Annotated in this window: 12 protein-coding genes; 4 read left to right on the top strand and 8 right to left on the bottom strand. The window is 65.1% G+C overall.

What is annotated here, in order from left to right:
- The first annotated feature begins 1 nt into the window (after position 1).
- Together WKW79_RS09750 and WKW79_RS09745 are read left to right on the top strand one after the other, a co-directional pair.
- Positions 2-1,858 (top strand): AMP-dependent synthetase/ligase, encoded by a 1,857-nt coding sequence (locus WKW79_RS09750; RefSeq protein WP_340334941.1) that lies wholly within the window; start codon positions 2-4, stop codon positions 1,856-1,858.
- Positions 1,859-1,931: 73 nt separating this feature from the next.
- Positions 1,932-3,098 (top strand): ABC transporter substrate-binding protein, encoded by a 1,167-nt coding sequence (locus WKW79_RS09745; protein WP_340334940.1) that lies wholly within the window; start codon positions 1,932-1,934, stop codon positions 3,096-3,098.
- A 51-nt stretch (positions 3,099-3,149) separates the two neighbouring features.
- Here WKW79_RS09745 and WKW79_RS09740 read toward each other — a convergent pair whose 3' ends face one another.
- The 6 genes from WKW79_RS09740 to WKW79_RS09715 form a co-directional block, all read right to left on the bottom strand.
- Positions 3,150-4,601, bottom strand: coding sequence for an NAD-dependent succinate-semialdehyde dehydrogenase (locus WKW79_RS09740; RefSeq protein WP_340334939.1), 1,452 nt, complete (start codon positions 4,599-4,601; stop codon positions 3,150-3,152).
- Between the two features lie 125 nt (positions 4,602-4,726).
- Positions 4,727-5,377 carry a TetR/AcrR family transcriptional regulator gene (locus WKW79_RS09735; RefSeq protein ID WP_340334938.1) on the bottom strand — a complete coding sequence of 217 codons (651 nt, stop codon included), beginning with the start codon at positions 5,375-5,377 and terminating at the stop codon, positions 4,727-4,729.
- A 69-nt stretch (positions 5,378-5,446) separates the two neighbouring features.
- Positions 5,447-6,388: an ABC transporter permease gene (locus WKW79_RS09730; RefSeq protein WP_340334937.1), complete on the bottom strand. Its 942-nt coding sequence runs from the start codon at positions 6,386-6,388 to the stop codon at positions 5,447-5,449.
- 10 nt (positions 6,389-6,398) lie between these two features.
- Positions 6,399-7,901: a sugar ABC transporter ATP-binding protein gene (locus tag WKW79_RS09725; protein ID WP_340334936.1), complete on the bottom strand. Its 1,503-nt coding sequence runs from the start codon at positions 7,899-7,901 to the stop codon at positions 6,399-6,401.
- Between the two features lie 7 nt (positions 7,902-7,908).
- Complete coding sequence (locus tag WKW79_RS09720) at positions 7,909-8,934, bottom strand: ABC transporter permease (RefSeq protein ID WP_340334935.1); 1,026 nt, start codon at positions 8,932-8,934, stop codon at positions 7,909-7,911.
- A gap of 8 nt (positions 8,935-8,942) precedes the next feature.
- The gene (locus WKW79_RS09715; protein ID WP_340334934.1) at positions 8,943-10,055 is read right to left on the bottom strand and encodes a sugar ABC transporter substrate-binding protein; all 1,113 of its coding nucleotides are present in this window, start codon (positions 10,053-10,055) and stop codon (positions 8,943-8,945) included.
- Between the two features lie 261 nt (positions 10,056-10,316).
- Here WKW79_RS09715 and WKW79_RS09710 point away from each other — a divergent pair, with 261 nt between their 5' ends.
- Positions 10,317-10,610: a hypothetical protein gene (locus WKW79_RS09710; RefSeq protein WP_340334933.1), complete on the top strand. Its 294-nt coding sequence runs from the start codon at positions 10,317-10,319 to the stop codon at positions 10,608-10,610.
- Between the two features lie 120 nt (positions 10,611-10,730).
- Here WKW79_RS09710 and WKW79_RS09705 read toward each other — a convergent pair whose 3' ends face one another.
- Positions 10,731-11,357 carry a hypothetical protein gene (locus WKW79_RS09705; protein WP_340334932.1) on the bottom strand — a complete coding sequence of 209 codons (627 nt, stop codon included), beginning with the start codon at positions 11,355-11,357 and terminating at the stop codon, positions 10,731-10,733.
- A 182-nt stretch (positions 11,358-11,539) separates the two neighbouring features.
- On the opposite strand from WKW79_RS09705, the gene WKW79_RS09700 reads away from it, so the two are divergent.
- Entirely contained in the window at positions 11,540-12,574 is a 1,035-nt protein-coding gene (locus tag WKW79_RS09700; protein WP_340334931.1) for an AraC family transcriptional regulator, read from the top strand.
- A gap of 91 nt (positions 12,575-12,665) precedes the next feature.
- Here the strand turns inward: WKW79_RS09700 and WKW79_RS09695 are convergent, their stop codons facing one another.
- A complete protein-coding gene (locus WKW79_RS09695; protein ID WP_340334930.1) occupies positions 12,666-13,868 on the bottom strand; it encodes an ammonium transporter in 1,203 nt (400 codons plus the stop codon).
- Positions 13,869-13,877: the final 9 nt, after the last annotated feature.

The following is a 13,877-nucleotide window of genomic DNA, read 5'->3' as shown; positions in this document are numbered from 1 at the left end:
CATGCAAGGACTCTGGGACACCGCCGCCATCCAGCCGAAGTTCGACATCGTCGTGCCCGGCGACACCATTCCCGCCGTGTTCTGGAACGCGGTGCGTCAACGCGGCGACACCGTGTGGATGCGGCAGAAGCAACTCGGCATCTGGCGCAGCTGGAGCTGGAACCAGACCGCCGCCGCGGTGAAGGAGATCGCGGGCGGGCTGATGGCCATCGGCTTCGGGGCGGGACAGTGCGCGTCGATCCTGTCCAACACCGTGATCGAGTGGGTGCTGTGCGACCTGGCCGTGCTGAGCTGTGGCGGCGTGGCCAACGGCATCTATCCGACCGATGCGGCGTCGCAGGTGCACTACCTCTGCGAGGACTCGCGCACCACCGTGCTCTTCGTCGAGGACGACGAGCAGCTCGACAAGGCGCTCGAAGTGCGGTCGGGCCTGCCGCTGCTGCGCAAGATCATCGTGGCCGACATGGAAGGCCTGCGCGACCTTGACGACCCCGACGTGATGAGTCTCGACGCCTTGCGCGCGCTGGGCCGGGAGTACCTGAAGACGCACCCCGACGCCGTGGAAACCGCGGTCGCCGCCTGCAAGCCCGAAGACCTCGCCATCCTGGTCTACACCTCCGGCACCACCGGCAAGCCCAAGGGTGCGATGCACAGCCATGGCGGGCTGGTCTTCACCGCGCGCGGCTACAACACGCTGATCGCGCAGGACGAGCGCGACGAGCGCATGTGCTTCCTGCCGCTGTGCCACATCGCCGAGCGCATGGGCGGCGAATACTTCGCGATGTACACCGGCTCCATCCTCAACTTCGTCGAGAACCCCGAGACCGTGCCCGAGAACGTGCGCGAGATCGCGCCGACCGTGTTCACCGCCGTGCCGCGCGTGTGGGAGAAGTTCTACTCCGGCGTGATGATCGCGCTGAAGGAAGCGAGTCCGCTGCAGCAGGCCGCGTACAAGTGGAGCATCGGCATCGGCGAGGCCATCGCGGCCAAGGTGCTGGCCGGCGAGGAAGTCAGCGGCGCGCTCAAGTTCAAGTTCCGCATCGCCCGCATGCTCGCGCTCGACAACGCGCGCAAGCTGATCGGCATCCACCGCGCACGCTTCCTCGTGACCGGCGCGGCGCCGATCTCGCCCGAGCTGGTCAAGTGGTACCTCGCGCTCGGCGTGCCCATGCTGGAGGTGTGGGGCATGACCGAATCCTGCGGCGCGTCGACGGCCGTGCCGGCCACGCGCATCAAGCCTGGCTCGATCGGGCCGGCGACCGTCTACAACGAGGTGCGCATCGATCCGCAGACCGGCGAGATCCTGGTGCGCGGGCAGAACGTGTTCATGGGCTACCTCAACCAGCCCGAGAAGACCGCGGAGACCATCGATGCCGAGGGCTGGCTGCACACCGGCGACGTGGGCTCGATGGACGAGGACGGCTTCTTCCGCATCACCGACCGGATGAAGGACATCATCATCACGGCCGGCGGCAAGAACGTGACGCCGAGCGAGCTGGAGAACGAACTCAAGTTCAGCCCCTACATCACCGATGCGGTGGTCATTGGCGACAAGCGGCCCTACCTCACGGTGATCATCATGATCGACCAGGAGAACGTCGAGAAGTTCGCGCAGGACAACGACGTGCCCTTCAGCAACTACCAGAGCCTGACGCGTGCCAAGGAAGTGCTGGACCTGATCCAGTCGGAGCTGGAGCGCGTCAACACCAAGTTCGCGCGCGTGGAGCAGATCAAGAAGTTCTTCCTGCTGGAGACGCAGCTCAGCGCGGAAGACGAGGAGCTCACGCCGACGATGAAGCTCAAGCGCAAGCTGGTGCAGACCAAGTACGCCGAGCGCATCGACGCGATGTATGCATGAACCCGCTCGGAGTAACTGGTTCCGCGCGAGTCCCGTTGAAACACAACTGTTTTATTGACCGAAGGAGACTGTGATGAAGACTTTGACAGCATTGGCCCTTGCAGCCTCGCTCGCGCTGGGTGTCGGCGCCGCGTTCGCGCAAGCACCGCAAGGCGTGACCAAGGACGAGATCCGCATCGGCACGATCCAGGACTTGTCAGGCCCTTTGGCGGCCTTCGGCAAGCAGTCGCGCAACGGCATGCAGTTGCGCATCGACGAGATCAACGAGCAGGGCGGCATCAATGGTCGCAAGCTCAAGCTCTTCGTCGAGGACTCGGGCTACGACCCGAAGAAGGCCGTGCTCGCGGCGCAGAAGCTGGTCAACCAGGACAAGATCTTCATCATGGCCGGCCACATCGGCACGGCGCAGAACATGGCGGCGATGCCCGTGCAGTTCGAGAAGAACGTGATCAACTTCCTGCCGATCACCGCCGCGCGTGAAATGTACGAGCCCTTCCACAAGCTCAAGTACTCCTTCGCGGCCACCTACTACGACCAGATCCGCCAGGCACTGCCGAAGATGGTGAAGGAAAAGGGCGTGAAGAAGGTCTGCTCGATCTACCAGGACGACGAATTCGGCCTGGAAGTGGAGCGCGGCGCCGAGGCCGGCCTCAAGACGATCGGCATGGAAGTGGCCGAGAAGACCTCGTTCAAGCGCGGCGCCACCGACTTCAGCTCGCAGGTCGCCAAGCTCAAGGCCGCGAACTGCGACCTCGTGGTGCTCGGCACCATCATCCGCGAGACCATCGGCACCGTGGGCGAATCGCGCAAGACCGGCTTCAACCCGATCTTCCTGGGCTCCAGCGCGGCCTACACCGACCTGATCCACAAGCTGGGCGGCAAGGCGATGGATGGTGTCTACGCCACGATGACGGTGCAGAACCCCTACACCGACGACCAGTCGCAACCCGTGCGCTTCTGGGCCAACAAGTACAAGACCAAGTTCAACGAAGACCCGACGGTGTTCAGCGCCTACGGCTACGAGATCATCGATGCCTTCATCCAGGCGGCGCAGAAGACCGGCACCAATCTGTCGACCGACAGCTTCGTCAAGACGATGGATTCCATCACCTTCATGCCCGACATGTTCGGCTCGCCGAAGATGACCTTCACGGCCACCAAGCGCCTGGGCAACGACCAGTCGCGCCTGTCGCAGATCGTGGATGGGAAGTGGAAGGTCGTGGCGGACTACGCTCCCTGATGTGTCTTGTTCCCTCTCCCCGCCGGGGAGAGGGAGTTTGGGGATACCCCTTCAGGCCGCCATGATGGAGACGGCCTTCGTCACCACATAGCCTTCCATGGCTTCCGGTCCACCTTCCGACCCGTAGCCCGAATCCTTCACGCCGCCGAACGGCATCTCAGGCGTAGGCGCCGCAGGCTGGTTGATCCACAGCATCCCCACTTCGACCTGCTGCGCCAGCATGTGCGCATTCTTGATCGACTGCGTGAACGCATAGCCGGCCAGGCCGTAGGGCAGGCGGTTCGCTTCGGCAATCGCCTCTTCCAGCGAATCGAAGCCACGGATGGCCGCGATCGGGCCGAAGGGCTCGTTGTTGAACACGTCGGCTTCCAGCGGCACCTCGTCCAGCACCGTCGGTGCGAAGAAGTTGCCGTCCGTGCCTACGCGCTCGCCGCCGGTCAGCACCTTGGCGCCGGCCTTGCGGGCATCGGCCAGGATCTTGTCCATCGCGCCGATGCGGCGGGCGTTGGCGAGCGGGCCGAGGGTCGTGCCTTCGGTGAGGCCGTCGCCCAGCTTGAGGCGTTCGGTCTGCGTGGTGAGCGCCTTGGCGAACTCGGCGCGGATGCTGTTGTGCACCAGGAAGCGGGTCGGCGAGATGCAGACCTGGCCGGCGTTGCGGAACTTGGCCGCGCCCGCGGCCTTGACCGCCAGAGTGATGTCGGCGTCGGCCGCGACGATCACCGGTGCGTGGCCGCCCAGTTCCATCGTCGCGCGCTTCATGTGCAGGCCGGCCAGCGAGGCCAGTTGCTTGCCCACGGGCGTGGAGCCGGTGAAGGTCACCTTGCGGATGATCGGATGCGGGATCAGGTAGCCGGAGATCTCGGCCGGGTCGCCATACACCAGGCCCACCACGCCGGGCGGAATGCCCGCGTCGACGAAGCACTGCATCAGGGCGGCGGGAGAGGCGGGTGTTTCTTCCGGCGCCTTGCACAGGAAGGAGCAGCCGCTGGCCAGCGCCGCGCCGATCTTGCGCACGATCTGGTTGATCGGGAAGTTCCAGGGCGTGAAGGCGGCGACCGGGCCGATGGCTTCCTTCATCACCAGTTGCGAGGCGTTGAGGTTGCGCGAAGGCACGATGCGGCCATAGAGGCGGCGGCCTTCGTCGGCGAACCATTCGATGATGTCGGCGCCGGCGGTGGCTTCGCCGCGCGCCTCGACATACGGCTTGCCCTGTTCCTGCGTCAGGATGCGGCCGATGTCGCCGGCGCGTTCGCGCAGCAGGCCGGCGGCCTTGCGCATGATGATGGCGCGCTCGTTGGCGGGCGTCTTGCGCCACTTCTCGAAGCCGGCCTGCGCGGCGGCCAGGGCGCGGTCCAGGTCGGCGATGCCGGCGTGCGCGACCTTGCCGATGGGCTTGCCGGTGGCCGGGTTGATGACGTCGATGGTCTTGCCGCTGGCGGCGTCGACCCATTCATTGGCGATCAGGAGGCGGGTGTCGGGGTAGCTGGTGGTGGTGGATGTCATGCGGAGTCCTCAGATGAGCCCGCGATGATAGGCCGCGCCGAAGAGGGCGTCGTGACTGCCCGTTTCAAGCCCTCGCCCGGTGGGGTCGGGCAGGCGGTGGATGTAGCCGCGACCCGCAGAGTCTGCTACGCCTTGTCCGGGTGGACCAGCACCAGCCGCAGGATCGTGTCCATGTTGAACTTGAAGCGCGTGGCGAGCGCATCCCGGCTCACGAAGTTGAAGCCGAACAGCACCTGCCCGGTGTGCCGGTTGGTGAGGTAGTAGAAGGCGATGGCGGCGATGGTGATGCACAGCTGCGTGGCGTCGATGTCGCGGCGGAACACACCCTCGGCCACGCCGCGCTGGAGGATCGCGTCGACGCTTTCCACATAGGCCTTCTGCAGCTTGCGCAGTTGCTTGTTGCCGGCAATGTGCTTCGCCTCGTGCAGGTTGGCGCTGTTGACCAGCGTGATGAACTCGGGGTTGTCGAGGTAGTACTGCCAGGTGAACTCGACCAGCTTCTTCAGCGCCTCGACCGGCGGCGTGCTCTCCAGCCCCAGTCCCTGCTCGCTGCCGCGGATGCCCGCGTACGCCTCGTCCAGCACGGCTTCGAACAGTTGTTCCTTGCCACCGAAGTAGTGGTAGATCATCCGCTTGTTGGCGCCGGACATCTCCGCGATCACGTCGACGCGCGCGCCGCCGAGTCCGAGCTTCGCGAACTCGACTTTGGCGGCCGCGAGGATGTCGGCCTTGGTGGCCGCCGGGTCGCGTGCGCGGAATGGCATCTTTTCGCCCATGGATCTTGTCGCTGTGTGTGGAAGAGGGTGCCGATGTTAGGGCAAGGCCAGCCCAATTGCACTCGGTAGTTACTTGACGGTCGCGAGCTTGCTGCGGTCGATGGTCAGCGCGATCGCCACGGTCAGCACGACACCGAACACGATCTGCTGCGCCGTCGCCGGTACCTCCAGGTACACCATGCCGGTGCGGATCACCGCCACGATCAGCGCGCCGATCAGCGTGTTGAGCACGCCGCCGACACCGCCCGTGAGCGGCGTGCCGCCGATCAGTACCGCGACGATGGCCGGCAGCAGGAAGCCTTCCGCCAGGTTGGGCGCGCCACCTGCCAGCTTGACCGAGAACAGCAGCCCTGCAAAGGCCGCGATGAGCCCCGACAGCGTGTAGACGGCGATCTTGTAGCGGTCCACGTTGAGGCCGGATGCAGCTGCTGCGGGCTCGCCCGCGCCGATAGCCTTCAGCGCACGGCCGAAGGTGGTGCGGCGCTCCACGAACAGCATCACCGCCAGCAGCGCGCCTGCGATCAGCACCTCATGCGGAATGCCCGCCGTGCTCGCCGTCACCCAGCCGAACGCCTGCTCACGCATCCCCGCATCCATGAAGATCGCGCGCTGCCCGGAGGCGTACTGTGCGATCGACAAGGCAATGCCGCCAATCGCCAGTGTCGATATGAACGACGGCACCTTGAGTCGCGTCGACGCATAGCCCGACACGAAGCCCATCAGCGCACCCGCCAGTACCACGCCAATCGCCGACCAGATGCCGAGGAAGGGCAGCGACAAGGTGGCCAGCACCGTCGTCATGTTGGCCACCGATTGCGCCGACAGGTCGATGCCGCCGATGAAGATCACCAGCGTGATGCCCAGCGCCATCACGAACAGCGTGGACACATCGGCCGTCATCTGCAACAAGTTGGACGGCAAGAGGAAGCCAGGATTGATGGCGCTCACCGCCAGCGTGAGCATCAGCAGCGTGAGCCAGGGCAGGTGAGGGCGGAGTTTTTCGAAGTTCATGGCGGGCTCTTCAAGTCATGTGATGGACGAGGTCGAACAGGGAAGGCTTGTGGCCCGGCACGCAGTCGAACCACTGCTGCACCTTGCCATCGCGCAGCACGGCGATGGTGTGGGAGAGGCCGATCGCCTCCTCCAGCGTGTCGGCCATCAGCAGCACGCCGCAGCCGTCGTCGCACATCTCGCGGATCACTTCGTAGATGTGCTCCTTGGCGCCGATGTCGACGCCGCGCGTGGGATGGTCGAGCAGGATCACGTCCGAGCCGCTGCTGCGCCACTTGGAGATCACCACCTTCTGCTGGTTGCCGCCGGAGAGCTTGCCGGCGTTGGCATCGACCGAAGGCGTCTTGATCTCCAGCCGCTTCACCCACTGCTGCGCGGTGGCGCGTTCGGCGGCACGCTTCAGCACGCCGCCGCGGCTGTAGTTGCGCATCTGCGAAAGCGTCATGTTCTCGAACACCGACATGCCACCCACGATGCCTTCGATCTTGCGTTCGCGCGGGATGTAGCCGATGCCGTGCCTCACCGCATTGGCCGCGTTGAAGCGGCGCACCGCCTTGCCCTTGATGCGCAGCGTGCCGCCGGTCGGCTTCTCCAAGCCGAACACCGTGCGCATGATCTCCTCGCCACCCGAGCCTTCCACGCCGACCAGGCTCAGCACCTCGCCGCGGCGCAGCCGGAAGCTGATGTCCTCGTACTTGCCGGCATGGCTCAAGCCCTCGGCCTCGACCAGCACGTCGTCGGTGCAGGGCTTCTGCTTTTCCTCGCGGTAGTAGGCGGTGCTGATCTCCCGGCCGACCATCTTCTCCTGGATGCTGCTGGCCACCGCGGTGCTGCCATCGACCACATCGACCACCGCGCCGTCCTTCATCACGTAGATCCGGTCGGAGATGTCGATCACCTCGTCCATGCGGTGCGAGACGAAGATGAAGGAAGCCCGCGAACGCAGCCGGCGGATCAGCCGGAACAGCAGCTGCACTTCATCCTTCGCGAGCACCGAGGTAGGCTCGTCGAGCAGGATCACCAGGTCGCCTTCGACGCGTTCCTCCAGCGCCATCACCTTGGCCAACTCGACCAGCTGGCGTTGCGCGAAAGACAGCTTCGAAAGTTCCATGTGCGGATCGATGTCCAGCTCCACCTTGGCCAGCTGCACGCGCGCCGCCGCGGCCATCTTCTTCCAGTTGACGACGCCCCAGCGCACGAAGCGCTGCTCGAAGCCGAGGAAGATGTTCTCCATCACCGAGAGGTTCGGGATCAGCGACTGTTCCTGGAACACCATGCCGATGCCCTTGAGCATCGCCTCGCGCGGGTTGGCGAAGGCGACCGGCTTGCCGTCGATGAGCACCTCGCCGCCGTCGTGCTGGTAGGCGCCGTAGAGCACCTTCATCAGCGTCGACTTGCCGGCGCCGTTTTCACCCACCAACCCGACGATCTCGCCGCGTTCGATGCGGAAGTCGATGCCCTTCAGCGCATGCACGCCGGGGAAGCGCTTCTCCACTTTCTTGAATTCAAGCATGGCGTTCTCACTTCACGAGGGATTGGTTCTTGCGGTTGATCGCCAATGCGACCGAGAGGATCACCAGCACGCCGAGCACGCCGTCCTGCAAGTAGTTGGGCAGCCCGACGACCACCATGCCGTTGTTGATGACGCTGACGATCAGCACGCCGACCACCGCGTTCCACACGCCGCCGCTGCCACCCATCAGCGAGGTGCCGCCGATGACCACCGCCGTGATCGAGGCGAACATGAAGTTCGACCCCGTCAGCGATTCCGCCATGCCGCCCTTCGCCACCGCGAAGATCGCGGCCAGCGCATAGAACACGCCCGCCAGCATGAAGCCCATGATGCGCACGCGCTTGACGTTGAGGCCGCTCGCATGCGCCAGGTCCTCGCCGCCGCCCACCGCATAGAAGTGCCGCCCGAGGATCGTCTTGCGCTGGATGAACCAGGCCACGAACACCAGCGCGATCGCCACGAACACCATCAGCGGAAAGCCGCCGATGCGCACGAAGATCAGCGCGCGGAACACGTCGTCGTCCACGCGCAGGATGTCGCCGCCCGTCAGCACCACCGACAGGCCCATGCCGACGAAACCGATCGCCAGCGTCGACATGAAGGAGGGGATGCTCAGCTTGACGTGCACCAGGCCATTGACCAGGCCGATGCCCGCACCGACTGCGAGCGCCGCCGGAATCGCCACCCAGCCCCAGCCGGCCATCTCGCCGCCCAGGGCCTTGAACATCAGCGCGAACAGCACGGCGGCGGTGGAGATGGTGCCTTCCATCGACAGGTCGATGGAGCCCATCACGATGATGAAGGTCACGCCCACGGCGACCATCAGTGCAGGCGCGGCCGCGATCGCGATCCGCGCGAAATTGGCCAGCGTCATGAACTTCGGGTTGGCCGCCGCGAAGCCCAGCACCAGTGCGCCGAGCACCAGGAGCGGCGCCCATTGCATCCACGACACCGAGCGTGTCGTCTTCACCGTGCGCGCGGGGGGCGTCGTGTCAGCCTTGGTGGCTGCGCGCGCCGAGCCCGATGCATCCATGTGCGCGATCACGCCTTGGCCCCGTACTTGATCTGGCCGCCGGAGGTGCCCCAGAAGTCGGTCCAGTCGTACTTCGGCGTGCTGCTGATGTACTTCTTCTTGAACTCGGCCGCGTCCTTCTGCGTGACGACGACGGAGGGACCGTAGAACTCGCGATGCTCCTTCGGCTCGGCGGATGGCTTGAACTTGCCAATGGCCGCGTAGTAGGCCAGCGCCGCAGTGATGCCGCCGCCCCAGTGCGGGTTGGTGAACACGGTGGCGAGCAGGTCGCCCTTGACGACCAGGTCGACCGCCTCCGGGCTGCCGTCGTAGCCGACCACCGGCACCTTGCGGCCCTCGGCCTTGAGCGCCTCCAGCACGCCGTAGGCCATCGAATCGTTGGCACAGAACACGCCGCCGATCTTGTCGCCGAAGCGCGTGAGGAAGCCCGACATCACCTGGTTGGCCTTCTGCGTGGACCAGTCGCCCGGCTGGTAGTCGAGCAGCGTGATGCCGGGGAAGTCCTTCAGCGCCTTCTTCATGCCGTTGAGGCGCTCGACGGCCGGGTTGTTGGCCGCGATGCCACCCACGCCGACGACGCCGCCCTTGCCGCCCATGGCGGTGAAGAGGGCACGCGCGGTCTGCTCGGCCGGGCCCTCGTCGGACCAGGTCATGTGCGAGACCCAGGCATCGCCGAAGTCCCAGGGATGCAGGTCGTCCGGCTTGTTCCAGATGGTCGAGACGAAGGCGCCGGCCTTCTTCACGGCTTCGACGATGGGGCGGCAGTTGGGCGCGTCGTTGGCATCGCAGGCGATCGCGGCCTTGCCGCCGGTCTTCGACAGGAAGGCCTGGATGTCCGACAGCGACTTCTGCGAGCTGCCGTTGTTGAGCAGGTGGACCATGTCGGACTTCTTCATGCCGACGCTTTCGCAGAAGGATTCGCCGCCGGAGGCGATGGCGTGCCAGTACGGGTTGTTGCGGTCGCGGTAGCTCCAGGCGACGGCCGGCTTGCCTTGTGCCTGCGCGAAGGCCGCGAGCGGGTTGCCGGCGGCGGCCGCGCCGACCAGGCCGTAGGCGCTGGCCAGCAGGAAGTCGCGGCGGCGCGTGATTTGCTGGTCGATGTAGTTCTTGATGAAGGCCATGCACTGTCTCCTTGAAGTTAGAGGGTGTTCACTCGGGATGTAACTAACTGGATGGTTATTGTTCTCCTGTGGAAGAGCTTCGTCCATAGGGTTTAGCCTAGTAACCTATTGGTTATTTGAGGGGATCAGCCCGCCGTCGGCGGCTGCCGAGGTCGGGAATGCGTGGCCGCCTACTGCATGAGGGGCGATTTCGGTCGGGTGGGTGGCCTGGCAGTCGGCCTACCGTGAGTCCGTCGGGTTTCCCGAAACTTGGAGTGACTCATGAAAAACACATTGCTTGGTGCGGTCGTTTTGGCGCTCGGCTTCGCGAGCGGCGCAGTCAACGCAGGTTGCGTGACCGGCGCAGCGGTCGGGGCCGTCGCAGGCCATGTCGCTGGCGATCACGCGGTGCTGGGGGCGGCCGGCGGTTGCGCCGTTAGCCATCACGAGGCCGCGAAGAAGGACAAGGAAAAGGCTCAGGCCAAGGCGCAGGCCGCGCAGTCCGCGGCCAACTCGCAGGCCGGCGGCTCTGCGTCAACGTCCAATTCCGCCCAGCAGTCGTCGGCGAAGCAGTGACGATCGTCGACCGCGGCAAAAGGGCTGGCGGGAACGACCCGACCGTCCTGCGCCGCCGCCAGCCGTAAGCACAACGCGAAGCGTGCGCCGCGAGCGGGGCGCACGCCATCAGGAGCGCGCTTACGCGGTTTCCAGCATGGCTTCCCTGAAAGAGCCCAATGGCTTGATGAACGGGGCCAGCAATCTGCCGGACTCTTCACTGGTCAACACCTCCGAAGGGTCGAGCTTCGTCAGCGTGCGCGCGGCCGGATTAGGTTCCCAGACGTCCTCGCCCATGAGGCGCCCCTGGTCGTCGTAAGGCCAGAACATCTGCATGCCGGGGATGCGGATCAGGTAGTAGGCGTTCTCGTCCTCCACCTGGATGCCGTTCGCCATGAGTGTCCTGCCATGCGTCTGCTGGTACATGGTCGAGACGGAGGCAATGAAGTTGTCGGCCACCGCAATCTGTTCGTCCTCTGCATAGAAGATCGACTGGTGCGTCTGTGCCCAGACCGCGTAGAAGCCCTTGACTGCGTCCCGGCCCTCCAGCGTGGCGCTGTTGCCGGCCACCTCGAAGTGGTACGTGGGGCTTTGCACCGTCATGTCGGGCGCGAAGATCTCCTCGTAGCGGCCGGCGATCTCCAGGAAGCGGTGGCGGTGGTAGGCCTCCAGCATGAAGCGATGGCGGGGATTGGTCGTCACTTCCAGCAGTGCATCGATGGCACGGTTGGTCTTGCGCACGTCCAGGTTCGGGTTGCCGAGAATCATCGTTTGCTTTCGTTGAGTGGGTATGCACCGATGATCCGATCGGGGCGGCAAATGGAAAATGTCAGATGCCGACACTTGCTGGTCAGTTTCTGACAGCACATCGCGCGACGAACGAAAAACGAAGACGCGGTTGCGCGCCGCTGGCGTCGCGTTCAAGATGCTCACCGGATTGCCAGCCCAGCATGATCCCGTCGCGCAAGTCTGTTCCAACCCGCTACTTCTCGCCGCTCCTGGGCATGCTTGCCGCCCAGGGCGTGGACACGGCTGGACTGCTCGCTCTTGCGAAGATCGACGCCGGGCGCATGGAGCGCAGCGACGGAATGCTTTCTCCACCCGAAGTGGAGGCGCTGGTCATCGCTACCAACCGCCTGACGGGCCGCACCGACCTCGCATTCGAAACCGCGCGAAGCATCAAGCTGAACTCCCACGACATGCTGGGCTATGCCTTGCTCAGTTGCCGTGACCTCGACCAGATGTTGCGATTGGCGAGTCGCTACTACCACCTCATCAATGAGTTGTTCGCGATGCAGTACACGCGCAAGGCAGGCGCCGGGCAGGTTGTCTTCACACCGGTTGTCGCTATGCCGGTGCAGGCCATGCGCTTCGTGATGGAACTTATAGCGGTGTCCGTGCACAACCAGCTCGAGATGGTTCTTGGTGCAGGCGTGCCCTACGAGGCTTGCATGGGGATGCCCGCGCCGGCACACCACGCACGCTACACCACGTTGATACCCGCACGCTTTCGCTTCGACGACAGCGCACTGCCCGGCATCGCGATGGCGTTCGATGCCGCACTGCTCGACCGCCCGCTTCCCATGGCAGAGCCCAAGGTCGTCGAGCAGATCGAGGAGCGGCTGCAGTCGCTGCAGCGGCGACCGGTGCCCGACCGCGGATGGGGCGACTATGTCGTCATGCTTTTGCGCGAAGCCCAGGGCCAGCAGGTCACGCTGGAGGACATCGCCCAGCGCATGAACATCTCTGCACGCACAGTCGACCGCAACCTGAAGAAGGAGCACCTGAACTTCAGGGACCTTTCCCAACAGGTGCGCCTCGAGCGGGCGCGCGAGTTGCTGCTGCAGCGCGGCGCCACCGTCTCACGGGTCGCGGAACAGCTGGGGTTCAGCGATGCCGCCAACTTCAGCCGTGCCTTTCGGCGTCAGATGGGCGTCTCGCCCGGCGCGTTCCAGCAGCAGGCGTTGTCTGCCCGCAATGCGTAGCCGCTTCATGCTTTGGCGACACCGTGCAAACCAGGTGTTGCAGCACTGAGCGGATGGCGTTGGCTGCAACGTGGCAGCCACCGCGCCGGCATCACCAGTTGACTTCGCGCTCCGGCGTGGCGCTGATGTGGTGGATCGACAGGTCGGCGCCGTCGTACTCCTCTTCCTGCGTCAGCCGCAGACCCATCGTGCGTTTCAGCGCGCCGTAGACCACCACACCGGCAACGGATGCCCAGGCGACCCCGATCGCCACACCGATCAGTTGCGCAATGAAGCTGACGCCGCCGATCCCGCCCAACGCCTGCTGGCCGAAGATGCCGGCCGCGATGCCGCCCCAGGTGCCGCACAGCCCGTGCAGGGGCCAGACGCCCAGCACGTCGTCGACCTTCCACTTGTTCTGCGTCAGCGTGAACATGTAGACGAAGATCGCGCCCGCCACGCCACCGACCACGAGGGCACCGATCGGGTGCATCAGGTCAGAGCCCGCGCACACGGCGACCAACCCGGCCAGCGGGCCGTTGTAGACGAAGCCCGGATCGTTCTTGCCCATGGCCAGCGCCACCAGCGTGCCGCCCACCATCGCCATCAGCGAATTGACCGCCACCAAGCCGGAGATCTTGTCGATGCTCTGCGCGCTCATGACGTTGAAGCCGAACCAGCCCACGCACAGCACCCACGCGCCCAGTGCCAGGAAGGGAATGTTCGATGGCGGATGCGCGCTGAGCGACCCGTCGCCTCGGTAGCGGTTGCGGCGCGCGCCCAGCAGCAGCACCGCCGGCAGCGCCAGCCAGCCGCCCACCGCATGCACGACCACGGAGCCTGCGAAATCGTGGAACGCATGCCCGGTCACCGATTCGATCCAGCCCTGGATGCCGAAGGCCTTGTTCCAGGCGATGCCTTCGTACAAGGGGTACACCAGCCCGACGATGACCGCCGTCGCGATGAGTTGCGGCCAGAACTTCGCGCGTTCCGCGATGCCACCCGAAATGATCGCGGGAATGGCGGCGGCAAAGGTCAGCAGGAAGAAGAACTTCACCAGCTCATAGCCGTTTTGCTGCGCCAGCGACTCGGCGCCGACGAAGAAGTGCGCGCCGTAGGCGACGCCGTAGCCGACCAGGAAGTAGACCACCGTCGACACCGAGAAATCGACCAGGATCTTGACCAGTGCATTCACCTGGTTCTTCTTGCGGACCGTGCCGAGTTCCAGGAAGGCGAAGCCCGCGTGCATCGCCAGGACCATGATCGCGCCGAGAAGAATGAACAGCGCATCCGCGCCCCGATGTAGTGCATCCATGAAAGTTTG

Origin of the sequence: Variovorax robiniae (assembly GCF_037889955.1) — a bacterium.
GTDB lineage: Bacteria > Pseudomonadota > Gammaproteobacteria > Burkholderiales > Burkholderiaceae_C > Variovorax > Variovorax robiniae.
The sequence above is the reverse complement of the archived record's forward strand: the minus strand, read 5'-3'. Positions and strand labels throughout refer to the sequence as shown.

Excerpts from the sequence above, each read along its gene's own strand:
- WKW79_RS09745 (WP_340334940.1), top strand. The coding sequence starts at position 1,932 with ATGAAGACTTTGACAGCATTGGCCCTTGCAGCCTCGCTCGCGCTGGGT.
- WKW79_RS09735 (WP_340334938.1), bottom strand. The coding sequence starts at position 5,377 with ATGGGCGAAAAGATGCCATTCCGCGCACGCGACCCGGCGGCCACCAAG.
- WKW79_RS09730 (WP_340334937.1), bottom strand. The coding sequence starts at position 6,388 with ATGAACTTCGAAAAACTCCGCCCTCACCTGCCCTGGCTCACGCTGCTG.
- WKW79_RS09705 (WP_340334932.1), bottom strand. The coding sequence starts at position 11,357 with ATGATTCTCGGCAACCCGAACCTGGACGTGCGCAAGACCAACCGTGCC.
- WKW79_RS09715 (WP_340334934.1), bottom strand. The coding sequence starts at position 10,055 with ATGGCCTTCATCAAGAACTACATCGACCAGCAAATCACGCGCCGCCGC.
- WKW79_RS09740 (WP_340334939.1), bottom strand. The coding sequence starts at position 4,601 with ATGACATCCACCACCACCAGCTACCCCGACACCCGCCTCCTGATCGCC.
- WKW79_RS09750 (WP_340334941.1), top strand. The coding sequence starts at position 2 with ATGCAAGGACTCTGGGACACCGCCGCCATCCAGCCGAAGTTCGACATC.
- WKW79_RS09720 (WP_340334935.1), bottom strand. The coding sequence starts at position 8,934 with ATGGATGCATCGGGCTCGGCGCGCGCAGCCACCAAGGCTGACACGACG.
- WKW79_RS09700 (WP_340334931.1), top strand. The coding sequence starts at position 11,540 with ATGATCCCGTCGCGCAAGTCTGTTCCAACCCGCTACTTCTCGCCGCTC.
- WKW79_RS09725 (WP_340334936.1), bottom strand. The coding sequence starts at position 7,901 with ATGCTTGAATTCAAGAAAGTGGAGAAGCGCTTCCCCGGCGTGCATGCG.
- WKW79_RS09695 (WP_340334930.1), bottom strand. The coding sequence starts at position 13,868 with ATGGATGCACTACATCGGGGCGCGGATGCGCTGTTCATTCTTCTCGGC.
- WKW79_RS09710 (WP_340334933.1), top strand. The coding sequence starts at position 10,317 with ATGAAAAACACATTGCTTGGTGCGGTCGTTTTGGCGCTCGGCTTCGCG.